Annotated in this window: 1 protein-coding gene (cut by a window edge); it reads left to right on the top strand. The window is 54.0% G+C overall.

Features of this window, described 5'->3' with window-relative positions; all coding sequences use genetic code 11:
* Positions 1-16,562, top strand: partial view of an Ig-like domain-containing protein gene (locus D9N13_RS23140; protein ID WP_290594357.1) — the end only. Its footprint begins 28,378 nt before the window's first position; 16,562 of the gene's 44,940 nt are visible here — the last part of the coding sequence; its start codon lies beyond the left edge, outside the window; it ends in the stop codon at positions 16,560-16,562.

The raw sequence follows: 16,562 nt of genomic DNA, 5'->3' as shown, positions 1-16,562 counted from the left end.
ATGGTGCGGTTATTCATCAGCGTCAGGGCGGTGGCTGGACGTCGGATGTTCATCCGCAACCCGCCTACAGCAGCACGGTAACCCGTGTTGCCAGCGACGCCAATTACCATTATCTGCTGCACAGTGGGCAACAGAAAGTGGAGCGCATCACCCATGCCGGCAGCGGTTCAAACTTCTTCTACAGTGGCAATGCATTGTCCGACCTCAGCGTATTCGACCGCTGGTTGGCGCTGGCCGATGGTTCCAGTGTGCAGTTGTTTGATCGTGATACGTTATCCTTATTGACCAACTTCAGTGTCAGCAACGGCGAGAGCATTGTTGCCCTGGCTGGACAAGGCCATCGTCTTGCCGTGAGTACGGATAGCGGTACGATTTACACGCTGGTGGCACGTCCCAATGTCGACGTGACCCAGTGGGCGCTGGAGGAAGAGGTGAGTGCCCTGCCGGAATCCGTGCGTCGCCTGGCAGTGACCCAGGACTACCTGATCTATGGGCTGGATGCCCGTGTTATCAAGCGCGGCTTCTATACTCAGACCGAGACCCAGATCGATGTGGCCAACGCCCAGTTCATCACCGCGCTGACGGTTCACAATGGACAGATATGGGTTGCCTATCAGGATAACGACGGTGCAGCGCTGGCGGCCTATGATCTCTATACCAACGATCTGTTGCCGGCGGCCGCCTTGCGCCTGGATGCTGCAGCCACCGCTATGAGCGGGGAATGGAACCGCTTGATCCTGGCACAAGGTAGCCGTGGCGTACAAATACTGGAAATTCCCCTGGCGCTTGAGAGTGGTGATATCAGCGCAGTATTGCCCACACCCGCCACTGCGGTTGCCTATGGCGAAACACTGCAGAATCAGTTCGCTGATGTTGAATCACTGAATAGCGTTGAATGGTACATCAACAATCAGTTGGTGGTGCGCGCTGCCCAGAAACCCTTTGCAAGTCAGCTGCCGGTACCGGCCAGCCTGCCCAATGGTCAGTCATTTACCTTATACAACAGGGTTGAATTAACCAACGGCCGGGTACTGCAGAGTGAACCCCGTGCGCTGTTCCTGCAGTCCGAGAGCCAACTGGTGAACGACTTCCAGGTCAGCATGGATGTGATTGAACACAGCTGGGGGCCCAAACCGTTTGATGTTAAGGCCGTAATTTCAGGCTCCAGCCAGGCCATCGCCCAAGTGGAATTGTTTGTCGCCAGTAGTGTGGATGGACCCTGGGAGTTGGTGGGTAAACTTTATGGGCCCGAGTACAAACTGGCCATGAACTGGGGCGTGGAGCGATCAGGGCACTTTGTTAAAGCCCGTGCGGTGGATATCTACGGCAACGTAGCTGAATCCCAGCCACAGCGCTTCTACCGCTACGAAGACACCACCAATCCGTCCGCTGCCTTCACCCTGTCCGGTGACAGTGTTGATGCAGATGGCCAGACCGTTGTTCAGGGCTTCCCCTATCAATTGAGCGTTGCCATTAATGACAGTGAGAGCGGGATTGATAAAGCGCTGTTGCGTCGCAATGGCGTGTTGGTGGCCGCGGCCTTTGAGAATGGCGTACTGACATTCTCGGATCAGGCAGCGGATACCGGAGTGATCCAGTACCAGATTGAGGTGGTGGATAACGCACTGAACAGTATTTCACAAGCGTTCAATGTCACCATCGGCAGTAACCAGGGGCCGGTGATTGATAATCTGAACTATCCGGCACAGGTACGTGAACTGGATAGCTTCACCGTGTCGGTCTCTGCATCGGATGATGTGCGTATAGACCGCTTGGAAGTGGTCTGGGGTGGAACGGTATATGGCAGAGACATTAACCAAGCCAGTGCCACCGCCGAGGCCTTTACCATCGTGGATCAGCGGGTGGAACGCCTGGCAGCGGATGCAACGGAAGCGTTAACCGTGCGCGTGACCGATAACAGCGGCATCCTGACCCAGGTCAACTACGATGTCTCCGTGCTTCGCGATCGGGCACCGGTGGTTGCCAATCTGAACGTGACGCCGGATGCACGGGGTTTCTATGGTGGTTCCGCGGGCATCACACTCAGTAACCTACAGAACGTAGACGATGCCTCCGGGCTTAACGTTGAAATCGTGCAGGTCAACGCCGGCGTCGAAACCACTGTGTTCGAGCGTACTAATCTCAGCGGCTATACCAATACCCTGAATCATTACTTCCGTTATCCCACTAGCGCCCTGGATGGGGATATGTACCGCTTCAAAGTGGTACTGAAAGACAAGATCGGCCAGGAAGTGGAAACCGCACTCTATGAAGTGCCGCTGACCCAGGCGCCGAACCTGATCCGCTTCGCAGCTGTTGCGGCCAATGAAAATCCGCTTGAGGTGCAGGTGGGTGAAAGCCCTGTCTACCGGGTGGAAGTGCTGGATGCGGCGGCGCGGCCGGTTGCCGGTCAGCAGGTGCGCTGGACCTTGAAAGATGTTGCTTCCAGCAATGTGATCTCGATGGGTGATTCCACCAGTGCGGAAAATGGTACGGCAACTCTGAATATGTCCACCTCGCTGCGGGCGACCAGCTATGAGCTAAGGGCGGAATTGGTGGATTATCCGGTTATCGAAAGAGCGCAATTCTCGGTGACCGTGAAACCAGGTCAAACCCAGGAGCTGCGCTTTAATCAGATGCCGGAAGCCACCGCCGGAGAGTTGTTCTCGATCAATGTCGATGCCTATGATGCACAAGGTAATCGCAATGAATCGGATTCGGCTACCAGCTTTACGCTGACCATGCCCAGCCCGGATTTCGAAGTAACGGCGGGGGATAACGTCAACATTCAGACCATCACCACCGCACAAGGCAGCGTTCAGCGTGCTGTAGTCACATTGCAGAATGGTGCAGCATCCCTGCAGGTGCGCGCCACTACGGTGGCGGGTGATTATCAACTGGCCATCACCGGCAGCAGTGGCAAACAAACCCGCTACGACCATGACGGCAGCGCGGCCACGGCACCACAGTCTGTAAGCGAACTGCCGTTGGTGGTTGCCGCCGCCGATGCCGTAACTCTGCTGTTTGTTGATGAGACACTGGCAGAGCAGGCGGAAGGTGATGTAGCGGAATACGGCACCAAACGTGCGGCCCGCATCTATCTGGTGATGGAAGATACCTACGGTAACCGAAGCCAGCGCTTCCTGGGCGAGGATGCGAACTTCACCCTGGGTGTTGCGGTATCCGGTAGTGCAGTCATCAACGATCAGGGCAACCTGGTTGATGTTGCCCTGGTGGATGGTGTTGCGACCCTGGATGTCAGCAATACCGAATATGAAACCGTGACGCTGACCGTGGCCAGTGTTCCCGCTCAATATCAAGTGCTGGATTACACCACCACGTTTGACCTGCTGTTTAATCAGCAGCCTCCGGAAATTAACGAATCCGGATTCCTGGGAGAGGTGAATAGCACCCGCCTGACCGCGTACTTTGTCTATGACGAAACCGTCGAGGCCCTGCAAGCTGGTACCCTGGTGAGCATCCTGAGCGCCGGCGTGGAGATCAATGGAACCTCATCCATTCAGGGTGACACCGTATTCTTTACACCGGATTCTGCCTTGGCATTGAACACCTGTTATCAGTACGACACCACCGGTTCTGTATTGACCAGTGCGACCCGGGCTGAGTCGGTTCGGGTCGAACAAGGTGACGTGTGTACACCACAAGCTCTGGTGGGTGTTCCCAACAAGCTGGCGGTATACATTGGCCAGAGTGTGACGTTGCCGGTGCAGCTGGGTGTGAGCTATAGCTCCATCAGTAGTGGCCAGGTGACCCTTGGGGATTCCACACTTGGATTCAGTTGGAATCCATCCTACCGCCGCTTCACGGTGCCTGATTTCGCGGCATTGGATCCGGGCTTCAGCGATGGCGTTGCGAAACCATTGACGTTGAGCGGTACCTACGGCGGAGCTACATTAACAGTGGGTAACAGTCTGACATTACAAGTGTATCTGCCGGATGGGGATGCTGATGGTGATGGCATACCCAACCGGATTGAAATTGAAACCGGCAATCTGCTGCCCGGATCAATTGACAGTGATGGCAATGGCACCCTGGACATCAACGAGGACAGCGACGGTGATGGCCTGAGTAACGGTGCCGAGTTGGCCGCAGGTACGTTGATTAATGACAGTGACACCGACAATGATGGCCTCAGTGATGGCAGCGAAGTTCTCAACCACGGCAGTAATCCATTGCTGCAGGATTCCGATGGCGATGGCCTGACGGATTACGTGGAAGTGTCGTCTATTCCGTCTTCTGATCCCACCTTGAGGGATACCGACGGCGATGGCATGAACGATGCCCAGGAGCGCCAGAACAACCTCAATCCGCGCGATGCCGACGATGCCGCGGCTGATGAGGACGGCGACGGCCTGTCCAACCTGCAGGAAATCCAGCTGGGTACCCTGGTTCGCGTAACCGATACCGATGGCGATACCTTGTCGGATGGTGATGAGGTGAATACGGTGGATTCCGATCCGCTCCTGCAGGACACCGATGACGACGGGCTGCGCGATGACGAAGACAGTGAGCCCCGCGTGCCGGATACACAAAGTCCGCAGATCACGCTGTCCTCGCCTGCCGCGGGCGAGCAGCTACTGAAGGGGCAAACGATTACCCTCACCCCGGCGCTGAGCGACAACGGGCGTGTGGTAAAAGTGGATTACTACATCAATAACGCGACGCTGCTGGCTTCTGAAGCAGCACCGTTCAGTGTCAGCTATCAGTTGCCGGCACTGTCCGGAGAGCTGCAGGTACGGGCGATTGCCTACGATACCAATGACAACGCCGGTGAGATCAACGCCACCTTTACGGTGATTGATGATCCGTTAACAACGGTGATCGGCCGGGTTGTTGATGGTTCCGGAGCGGGATTGCCGGATGTCACCGTGACTGTGTTGGGTCTGGAAACCATTACCCAGTCTGACGGTGCCTTTGTGGTAACGCAGGTACCGGTTGCCGGTGGCGCCATCCAGGTGGTGGCCAACGGTGTAGTCAGTGGAGACGCGGTGACCGCCCTCAGTGATACCTATGAGCCCGTTTGGGCAGGCACCACGGATGTGGGCGATATCCTGTTGCAACCTGTTGCCCGCAAGGTGGGTTATTACAGCCACGGAAGTTATCAGGGCACCAACAATCAGGCCAACATCATTACCAATGCCGGTTTTGACGCGGTCCAGATAGTCGACCCGGTAACGGAAGATCTTTCCGAGTTGGTGATGGTGGTTGTGGAAAGCGACCAGTACTATCGTTCCTGGAGTGGTGGTGCCTCGGCAGCCAGAAAGGCCGCATTTGAAGCCTATGCCGAAAACGGTGGTATTCTCGTCTGGCATGAAGACAGACCCTATGATTCCAACACCACTTATTACAGGTTGCCAGGGTTGGATTTCTGGCCAATTTACAACACCGATTACTCCAATCGATATCCGGTCTATGACATCAATCTGATGTCTGACATCATGGTGGGTGCGGCCGGAGATCTGAACCGGAATTCGCTGGGCAATACCAATGGCAGCTATGGCTACCTGCCCATGGACCAACTGCCGGAAGGCATGACGCCGGTGATGCTGCGCAGTGATCGTCGTTACAAGCAGGTGGCGGCCGTGGAATATGAGTACGGCAGTGGTTTGATTTACTACAGTACCGTCCGCATGGCCTATCTGGTGGCATCGTCCCCGTACAACACGGTGTACATGCCCAACCTGTTGCAGAGCCTGTATAACCGATCACTGGCCGATCAGGACGAGGATGGCTTACCGGATATCCAGGAATACAGCAACGGCACCGACCCTTACTCCAATGATAAGGACGGTGATGGTTTGTTGGATGGGTTCGAAGTCCGCTTTGGTTATGATCCAACGGTCGATGAAGGCGTTGCCAACCTCGATGACGACAACGATGGCCTCACCACACTGGAAGAGCAGGCTATTGGCACGCATCCGAAGCGTTGGGATACGGATGGTGATGGCCTCTACGACGGTGAAGAGGTGAATCCAAGCGGCGCGTACCCTGCGTCCAGCCCCCTCAGTGAAGATACCGATTTTGATGGCATCTGGGATGATGATGAGCGAACCTTCGGTGGTGATCCCAACCTCAGTGACACGGATGCGGATGGCTTGTCGGATTATGTGGAGCGTTATAACAGCTATACCTCATTGACCAATCCGGACTCCGATTTTGATGGCCTGTCCGATGGCATCGAATACAACAGCCCGATTCTGAATCCGAATAACGATCAGGATGCAAACGCGGATTACGATAACGACGGCTTGAATAACAAGCTGGAACTACTTGTCTATGAAACCGATCCTGAAGTGGCGGATACGGACAGTGATGGCCTGCTGGACGGTGCGGAAATTCTGGCCGGCGCTGATCCCTATAACCCGGACAGCGATGGTGATGGCATGGAAGACGGTGTCGATAACGATCCGCTCGAATTCGATACCGTGGCGCCGCAGGTGGTCATCAGCAGCCCCGCTGCAGGATACGAAGTGGTTTACGGTGAAGAACTCAGCCTGTCGGTTGACCTCACTGAAAACGGCGTGAACGAATCCGTGACCTATACCATTGATGGCACCAATACGCTGGTATCTACTGACGCACCGTTCTCGGTGAACTACACAGCACCGGTCAGTGGCGATAGCTTTACGTTGGAAGTGTACGCCACTGATGTGAGTGGCAATACTTCAACTGTGGTATCAGAAACCTATTCTCTGATAGCAGACCTGCCCATGACGGTGACTGGCAGAGTACTGGATGCGTTGGGTCAACCGGTAGAAGCGGTCAGCGTAGAAGTTGGGGGAATCACGGTGACGACGGATTCTGAAGGCACCTTTACTGTCACTGGAGTACCGACGATAGATACCCTGATTCGTGTTTCTGCTTCCACACAATTCGGTGCAGCAGAGATGACGGCTGAATCCGTCTGGTTCGAGCCGGTACGAAATGGAAATGTCTCGGTTGGTGATCTGGTGCTGTCCACTAGCGGAGGCACCAATCAGGGAACGCTGGTGGGTTATTATAATATGTCCAGTAATAGTGGCGTCTCCAGTCAACTGCCACCTATTACGGCTGCCGGGTTGCAGGGTGCCAGCATCACGGATCTCAATAATGACAACTTAACTGAGTACACAATTCTGTTTGTTGAGTTGCCCAGTAACAGCTCCAATAGCTATTCAAGTACCTATATCAACAATTCGGCGAAGATCGCCCAATTTGTTGACGATGGTGGTGTTTTGATTGTCCATGACCGATCTACAGGCAATTCCAATAGAGTACTGCCTGGTAATCCTGGTACAGCCTATAGAGACGTTGATTCAAATGTATCTTTGGCACCGGATGCCCCTGCGGATTTCGTAAGCGGTCCGGGAGGTACGATCACCAACAGCACATTGGATGGATCAAGTGCATCGCACGGCTATGTGTTGGGTAACACTGTAGAACCTGGTTCTTATCCATTGATCGTACAAGCGGATAACGGCCAGTGGGTCACTTATGTTTACCCCTATGGCAGAGGTAAGGTCGTGTATTCCTCCACGCCACTGGATTATTTCCTGGTTAATTACCGCAGCGGAATCAGTGATATATATCCCGCTAATCTGTTGTCCTATGTTTCCAGAAACCTGACCAAGATCGACAGTGACGGGGATGGTGTTGCCGATGCAGATGAAGTACCACTGGGCCTTGATCCATTTAATGAGGATTCAGATGGCGACAGCCTGATTGATGGCTGGGAGATTGAGCATGGGTTCAATCCTCTTTCAGAGGCCGGTGCGGGTGAAACCTTTGACGATCCCGATACCGATGGCTTGAACAACCTGGAAGAACAAACCTGGCTGACGGACCCCAACAATCCCGACAGCGACGGCGATACCCTGATTGATGGCGATGAAGTCAATATTCATGGTACAGATCCGGCCAAGTCCGACACCGACGGTGACGAACTCTCCGACGAGTATGAATTGGCGCAAGGCTTGTTGCCGGACAACGTTGACAGTGATGGCGACACACTCAACGATTACGACGAGATCTATGTCTACGATACCAATCCGCTGGCGACGGACAGTGACGGTGATGAAATTCCGGATCTGTATGAAGTGGAAAACGGCCTGTTGAATGAGCCTGCAGACGGTGATCTCGATAACGACGGGTTGACCAACCTGGAAGAGTTCCAGCAAGGCACCAATCCACAGGATCAGGACAGTGACGATGATCAGCTTTGGGACGGTTGGGAGCTTGGAGTTTACCAGACTGATCCAACGCTGCCAGACAGCGATAATGACGGGCGCTGGGACGGTAATGAGGCAATCGTTGATGGAACTGATCCAAATGATCCTGCCTCGGTTCTGCCGGTTACCTCTATGTGTCGAACGCTCAATGATGCTAACGGCCGAAGTTGGCAGTTCTGTAGCGAAGGTGCCGTAACCAACAGTTGGGCAGGGTCCAGTGGCAGCACTAGCTCGGCGATTTGGTATGATGGTTTTGACGCCTCGATCATCTCCGAATCAGGATCCACTTCCTACTATGGAGGAAACTCGACGGTAGGAACCTCCCAGGAAGGTCGTGAATGGCATTTTGCTGCTCAGGAACTGAATGATCTTTTGTATGCCCGCAGAGTCTTCGTGCCTGCCAGTGGAGAGGCGTTTGTTCGATACATAGAGATACTCGAAAATCCGACGGATGTTGCGCGTACCATTACCGTGAGCTTGTATTCACGCTATGGTCGCTATAGCAATTACGCTGAGCTTCAGACTTCCAGCGGTGACAACAGCATTGATGTGACGGATAGCTATGCGCTGTGGCGTGACACTAATTATTCCAGCCGCCCTGTGATCGGGCATCTGTTCAAAGATGACAATGTTGCCACGTCGATTACGGATAATTCGTACGGTGCCAGTGGGAATTACAACTGGGATATCGAGTTTGAAGTAACCATTCCCGCCAACAGCCGACGTGCGCTGATGCACTTTGCCACCATGGAAAGTGATTTTGAAACGGGTGAACCCAATCTGCAGAATCTGCAGAAGATGTCAGCGACAACATTGGCCGGGATTGATGCGGAACTGGCCGCCGATATCGTCAATTTCAATGCGTTCATTGATTCCGATGAGGATGGTTTGAGTGATGAGCTGGAAGCCACATTCGGCTCGGATCCGCAGCTTTCCGATACCGATGGCGACGGTCTAAGCGATCTGCAGGAATACAATCTGGGAACCGATCCACAAGTGCCGGATAATACGGTTCCCGTGGTGACCTGGGTCAACCCGGTAGAGGGCGATGATGTATACCGCGGCGCTGATTTGCAACTAGCGTTCGACGTGGTGGATGACGGTTCAATCGAGTATGTCGAACTGTATGTGGATGATGTTCTGTACACAACGATTGTGGATGAGAACTACTCTGTAGCCTGGCAGGTTCCCGATGCAGATTCCGTCACGCTTAAGGTGATCGCTTACGACTCCAATGCTAATCAGGGCCAAAGCGAGATCGTTATAGCGCCCCAGGATGTGCCGTCAACCGATTTGACTGGTGCTGTCCGCTTCCAGGGTGTGGCCGGAGATTATTATTTGGCAGGCTTAACCGTTGACATTGAGTCATCAGGCTCGGTCACGACTACGGATGAGAATGGCCAGTTTACATTGACCAACATCAGCGCAATGTCTGGTGAACTCGTGGTAAGCGTGAGTGGTGTGGTTGGTGCGGTTAATTTGGAAGAGGAATTCGTCTTAGAGTCCAGTGGCTTTAACTACGGGGGCGTAACGGATATAGGAACGCTGGATCTTGGTGCCAATAGTATTAGTGTCGAATTCAATACTGACGCTGGTGAAAACTATTACTTCAATGACGAAGGCACCGGCCAGTATGCGCTAGCAAAGGATTTCAGCTTCTTTGGCCAAACCTATTCCAACATATATGTTGATTCAAATGGGTACGTGCGTTTCGCAAATTATGGCCGTACCTTATACAGTGTTCCCTGGTTGAACTCACCGCTCGTAGTGCCTTTTGGCATGGATATGGATGGCCGAGGCAATCCGTTAACTGTGGCAGAAGATGACAATGGTGCTTATGTTACCTGGTACAACTATGGGCACTGGAATAGAGGCGGCGCTGCTACCTTCCAGCTGCAGTTGCTGGGGGGTGGGGTGTTCGCATATCTCTATCAATCGGCTGATCAGGTGATTTTGAATGCCAGTAGCATATATATAGGTTTATCACCAGGCTCTGCCGCAGATACATATGAATCAATTTCGTTTGATACACTGATTGACTCTTACACCACGCCCGACAATACGGAAGTCAGGTCCTCTATACCCAGCTCTGAATTTGATGCCATCGGTAAGACAATTGTCTTTATTCCCCAATCCGATGGCCAATACAACGTCGTGTTCGGCGCAATTGGCCAGAACATATCCATTGGAATGCTCGATTCGGATGGGGATGGGCTAACGGATTTGGAGGAAACGCTGCTCGGTGTTACAGCAGTTGATAATCCAGACTATGATGACGACGGCTTGCTGGATGGGGATGAATATTCAATTGGAACCGATCCGATTAATTCAGATTCCGATGGTGACGATCTATTGGACGGCTTCGAAGTCACCTACGGTTTCGATCCCAATTCACCGGTATTGCCCGGTGAGCGTGATGAGGATTTCGATAACGACGGCCTGACCAACTTCGAAGAGCAGCAACTGGGCACCGACCCAACACTGATGGATACGGATGGTGACATGCTGTCCGATGGCCTTGAAGTGAATGAATTGGGAAGTGACCCTACCTCAACCAACAGTGACAGCGATAGTCTTGCCGATTGGGAAGAGTTTATCTACGGCAGCAGCCTGGTGGACGCTGACACCGACGGTGACGGCCTCGATGACTATGCAGAAGTTTACATCTACGGTACGTCACCCACCTTGGTGGATACCGATGGTGATCAGATGTCCGACCGCTTTGAAGCGGACTGGAACCTCTTCAATGCAGTGGCCGATGCCGACTACGATGGTGATGGTCTGCTGAATTATGAAGAAGAGTTGTACGGTACCGATCCAACAAGAACGGATACGGACTACGATGAGTTGACGGACGGTGAAGAGGTGAACCGCTATAACACCAATCCGGCTGAAGCCGACAGCGATGTGGACGGCCGCTGGGATCAAGACGAACTCTTTGTGGATAACACCGATCCGAATCTGGCATCCAGCGTACTGACCGATTCCTATTTACCTTACTACAGTTCGCTGCAGCAGGGCATTCAGTGGACGATTCATCGGGACGGTTACATCAGTGATATCCGGGTGGATACCATCTCAATCACCACGTTGGCCGGGCGCTTGAACGTCACCGGTGATGTCAGCCAGATGTATTACAACGATGGTAGTAACGGTGGTGATGCGGCCACGGATGCCAGCGGTTACGAGCACTTTGTCGGGCCCGACCGTATGCAGGATCTGATGGTGAGCCGTCGCGTTTACCGTGATAGTGCCAACCATGATTATGTGCGCTACCTAGACCTGTTTGCCAATGTCGGAGACGCTGCCGTTAGCATCAACGCCACCTATAACACCAACTATCTGGCGGGTGCCGGTGGTAGCGGTGCCATTGAATTGATCACCGAATCCGGACAGGCGCAGCCCACGGAAAGTGATCGCTATATCATCCTGTACGACAGCGTGGATGCCAATCAGCCGGTTCTGGGGCATATTATGCTGGGGCTGGAGTCAGTGGCAGGTAACTGTGGCAGTACAGCCCAGGCACAAAGCAACTACTGGGATCAGTGCTACAGTCTCACCGTCGCGGCGGGGGATCAGGTGGCTCTGCTGCACTATTACGTAGTGGGTCGTACGGTGGCAGAGGTTCAGGCCCGTATTGATGCGATCCTGCGCTTCGACAGTGCCAGCCTCTACAATATGGATGCTGCGTTGATCGATGATGTTGCCAACTTCGATATTGAACTGGATAGCGACAGCGATGGCTTAAGCGATGCGCTGGAGCAAATTCTGGGCACCAATATCAATCTGGCGGATACCGATGGTGACGGCATGTCGGACGCGTTCGAATACGCCAACGAGCTGGAACCGGTGGCAACGGACGATTCGGCGTCTGATAAAGATGGCGATGGCCTGACCAACATCGAAGAAATGACATTGGGCACCTCAGTGACCAATCCGGATACCGATGGGGATGGTGTCTCCGACGGGGATGAAGTGAACGTCTACAACGGCAATCCGTTCCTCACGGATACCGATGGTGACGGACTGCAGGATGGCGATGAAGTCACTTACAACACCAAGCTGGATGATGTGGATAGCGATGATGACGGTTTGAATGATTATCTGGAAACCGCTATCGGCTTTGATCCCAATGCAACGGATGGTGACGGTGACGGCATTCCGGATGAATATGAGCGAGCCTACTTCAATGGTGATGTGGCGCCGGATGCCGATTACGACAATGATGGGCTCAGCAATCTGTATGAGTACCAGAACAATCTGCTGCCCAATGATGCGGATACCGATAATGATCTGCTGCTGGATGGTGAAGAGCTGACGCTGGGTACTGATCCATTGCTGTTTGCCTCGGACACATTGTTGCGTGGTGATGCAGAAGAGCGGTTTGTCGACGGCACCGATCCATTGGAGAGCAGTGATGACCTCACCACATTGTCGCTGCCCGGCCTGTTTGTTGATGGGGCCGGTGGTGAATGGGCATTTGATACCAGTGGTAACCTGACCCTGGCCGACAGCACCTACAATGCCATACGGTCGGCCAGCATGCGGCCCTCCAGTATTTACTATGGCAACTACTCATCAGGCTATTACACCAGTAGTTCTGATCTGGTGGCGCTGGGTGATGATGGCGAGTTTGCTACTTCCCTGCGCCGTTACGGTGATGCCCTGTATCACCGCCGAGTGTATGTGCCAACCACCGGTGACAGCTTTGTTCGTTACCAGGAGACCTTTGACAATCAAAGTGATGCGGCCATGGACGTCGGCGTGAGGCTGTCAAGCTACTACCATTACTACTCCAGCTCGTCTGAAGTGACTTTGCTCACCAGCAGCGGTGACAGTGTGCTGAATGAAGAGGATTACTACCTGATTGCCTACAGCCCGGGCTCACCGGAGCGGCCGGTACTGGGGCACCTGTTTGGGACACAATACTCAGCGGTTAAACCCTGCGACAGTTCCGCTGCAGGAACCAACTACTGGTATCTGTGCCTGGAATCCTCAGTGGCTCCCGGTGAGCGTGTGACCTTCCTGCATTACGTGGTAATGGGGGACAGTGTTGAAGATGTTCAGGCACAACTGGATGCCCTGCGCAAGCTGGATGGCCAGGCGCTGAATGGCATTGATGTCAACCAGGCTGCGACAATCGCCAACCTCAGTGCCTATGTGGACTCCGACGGCGATGGTTTAAGTGATGTGCTGGAAGCCAGCCTGGGTACACTGAATGACAGCCAGGATTCCGATGGCGATGGTGTCAGCGATTGGGAGGAGTACGCGGCCGGTGGTGATCCGGCGGTGGCGGATAACGCCGATCCCACTGTGGTATTGCTGACCCCGTCTCAGGGTGAGGCGTTGTATCCCTATGAGGCGGTAACCCTGTCTGCCCAGGCTGAAGACGACAGCAAAGTGGCTGAAGTCAATTTCTGGGTGGATGGCGAGCTGGTGGGTAGCGTCAGTGAAAGCCCCTATGAATTGCAGTTCTATCTGCCCTACGGCACCTTTATGGATGTAGAGGCCATTGCCACCGATGCCACCGGCCGCACCGGCAGCAGCGGCGTGGTGCGTTTTGATCTGCAGGCCGATAGCAGCACCACGGTGTCGTCCCGAGTGCTGTTGGACTACAACGGTGAAACCTTCCCCATGGCCGGTCTCACAGTAACCGATCCCAATACGGGCAGCACCGCCATTACGGATGAACTGGGTGAATTCTCATTGGCCAATGTCTCGGCCCGTGACAATGCGCTGTTGCGCATTAGCGGTGAGCTGGCCGGTGAAACCCTCGATTTCACCACCATGGTGGACAGCAGTCAGATGATCGTCGGCGGTAAAACGCTGCTGGCTGATGTGATCTATGTTCGCAACATCAAACCGTATTATGAGAATCAATTGGACTATGAAGATAATGTTTCGATGGATCGATTCTCTCCTGCTTTCCAGTTGATTGCCCTCGATGGCGCAGTGACCTGGGGTGAGCAGGCCTATACACAGGCTTATATCAGCAACTACGGTGACGTCGTATTTGGTGCCTTGGCACCAGTAGATGGAGACGATCCACAAACAGACAGCTATCCCATGGTGTCATTGTTCAATTCCAGCCGGGCTGGCAGCTACGTGGCGTATAAACGCCTGGCGGATCGGCATTTGTTTGTCAGCGAACTGTATTTTGAGTATTGGGGTGAAGGATACTCGTATCTGGATGGCATGATGACGGTCACGGATGAGGGTGTTATTCAAGTTATGTGGTCCGGATACGCCAGCGGGGATGCCGCCGAAGAACCCAATACTCTGGACATCGGCTGGGGCAATGCCGGTGATACCGTTCGATCCGTAACGCTCACTGATCTTTATAACGGCCTGACCCTGGCTCAGGGTGAGTCGCTCAGCGCGGCTATCAATATATCGACGTACCTGTTGCGAGATACCTTCGTGACCATGACACCACAAGGCAATGGTACCTATTTCGTCTTGCTGCAGAACTACGATTCCAATTACCGCGATACCGACTATGATGACCTGCCGGATCTGTACGAATTCGTCTCTGGCTACAGTGATTACCAGTTGCGGGATACCGATGGCGACGGGGTCTATGACGGTGACGAGTACGCACTGGGCCTGGAAGCGGACAATGTGGACAGCGACGGTGATCAACTGCGGGATAACGTCGATAACGAACCAGCGGTGGCCGACACGGAACTGCCGGTATTGGGTGCCATCTGGCCCAACGACGGCGATGCCCTCATGCCGGACCGTACCGTCTACCTGAGCGCTGAAGTCACTGACAACGAGCAGGTTGCCGAGGTTCGCTTCCTGGTGGATGGCGTTGCCACTGTTGCTTCGCCTATCGGTGACCAATATGGCGTCAGTATCACCACGCCCACCACCGGTGCCTTCACGGTGCAGGTGGAGGCAACGGACGTTACCGGTAACACCGCCCAGAGTGCAGTGCGCACGGTTACCATCATTGACAATGGCCTGACCTCACTGGAAGGCCGGGTGCTGTATCGCTCGGATGCCGGTGAAGCCGATTTGGGGGGTGTCACCATCGCCTTTGACGGCTATGGCACCGTGGTCACGGATGTGGATGGCGGCTTCCGGTTCGATAACGTCATGCTGGAGGGCAGCCAGGAGTTGACCATTACCGGTCAGGTGGGTAACCAGGCCATCAATGAGGTGTGGCCCCTGGATCAGATCAGTGTCATCAGCGATCTGACCACCATGCAGGATATTATTATTGAGCCGCAGACCTTTGCGCCCGGTTATAACTGGTCCTTTGCCAACAGTGACAGCTTCCAGAACGAAAGAGGCACCACGCTCACCTTGGGTCACACGTTCAACTACTATGGCGTGGAATACACCACAATCTACATCTCCGATAACGGATACATCACCTTCGGCAGCGAGTTGCGGCAGACACCGAATCCCGGCTCCCTGGATGTGGACATGATCAGCGTACTTGGAACCGATTTCGTCTATGGATACCGGCTCGAATACGACACCAATACTGAGCGAACGGTGATTCATTGGCGTGAGACGCGTATACCGGGCTACAGCACCTATGATTATGCCCAACTGGTACTGTATGCCGATGGCCGCATCTATATGCACTACTATGATGTGGATTACCGCACTGCCCAGTATAAGCAACCTTATATTGGCCTGAAGTCCACGGCTTCCCTTACCAGCGCGCGGCAAGCCATAGAGGCTCTGCAGGCACCGGTGAACTTCGGTAGCGCAACGGATATTCGACTGTCGCTGGCCGATGGCCTGTATAATCGCTATGTCGGGTTTGTACCCCAGGCCAACGGCAGTTATACCCTTTATTCCGGTGGCTTGGGCGGTTATGGCCACCAATGGGGTATGACCGACACGGATTTTGATGGGGTATCCGATCTGGATGAGATACTGATTTATCAGACTGACTGGCAAACGGCCGACGGCGATTCCGATGGCCTGCTGGATGGTGAGGAGTTGATGAAGCAGACCGATCCGGTGACAGCCGATACTACGGTACCGAATGTCTATCTGTTGAGCCCGCTTCAGGATCTTACGCTCTATGCCGGACAGACCATTACGCTGCGGGCCGATGCCCAGGACGATGGCCGTATCGAGCGTCTCTGGTACGTGGTGGATACGCCGGATGGCACCCCACAGATACTGGAGAGCACGGAGCTTGACAGCGTGCGTTATGTGGTGCCGGATGCGGCATCGGTGGATATAGAAGTGCACGCCGAGGATACAGCAGGTAACCAATCGCAGACAGCGACTTACACCTTTACAATTAAATCAGCCCCACAAAATGTGGATAATCAGCAACCACCTCCGCCACCGGCGCCAACCTGA

This window comes from Ketobacter sp. GenoA1 (genome assembly GCF_003671475.1).
GTDB lineage: Bacteria > Pseudomonadota > Gammaproteobacteria > Pseudomonadales > Ketobacteraceae > Ketobacter.
The sequence above is the reverse complement of the archived record's forward strand: the minus strand, read 5'-3'. Positions and strand labels throughout refer to the sequence as shown.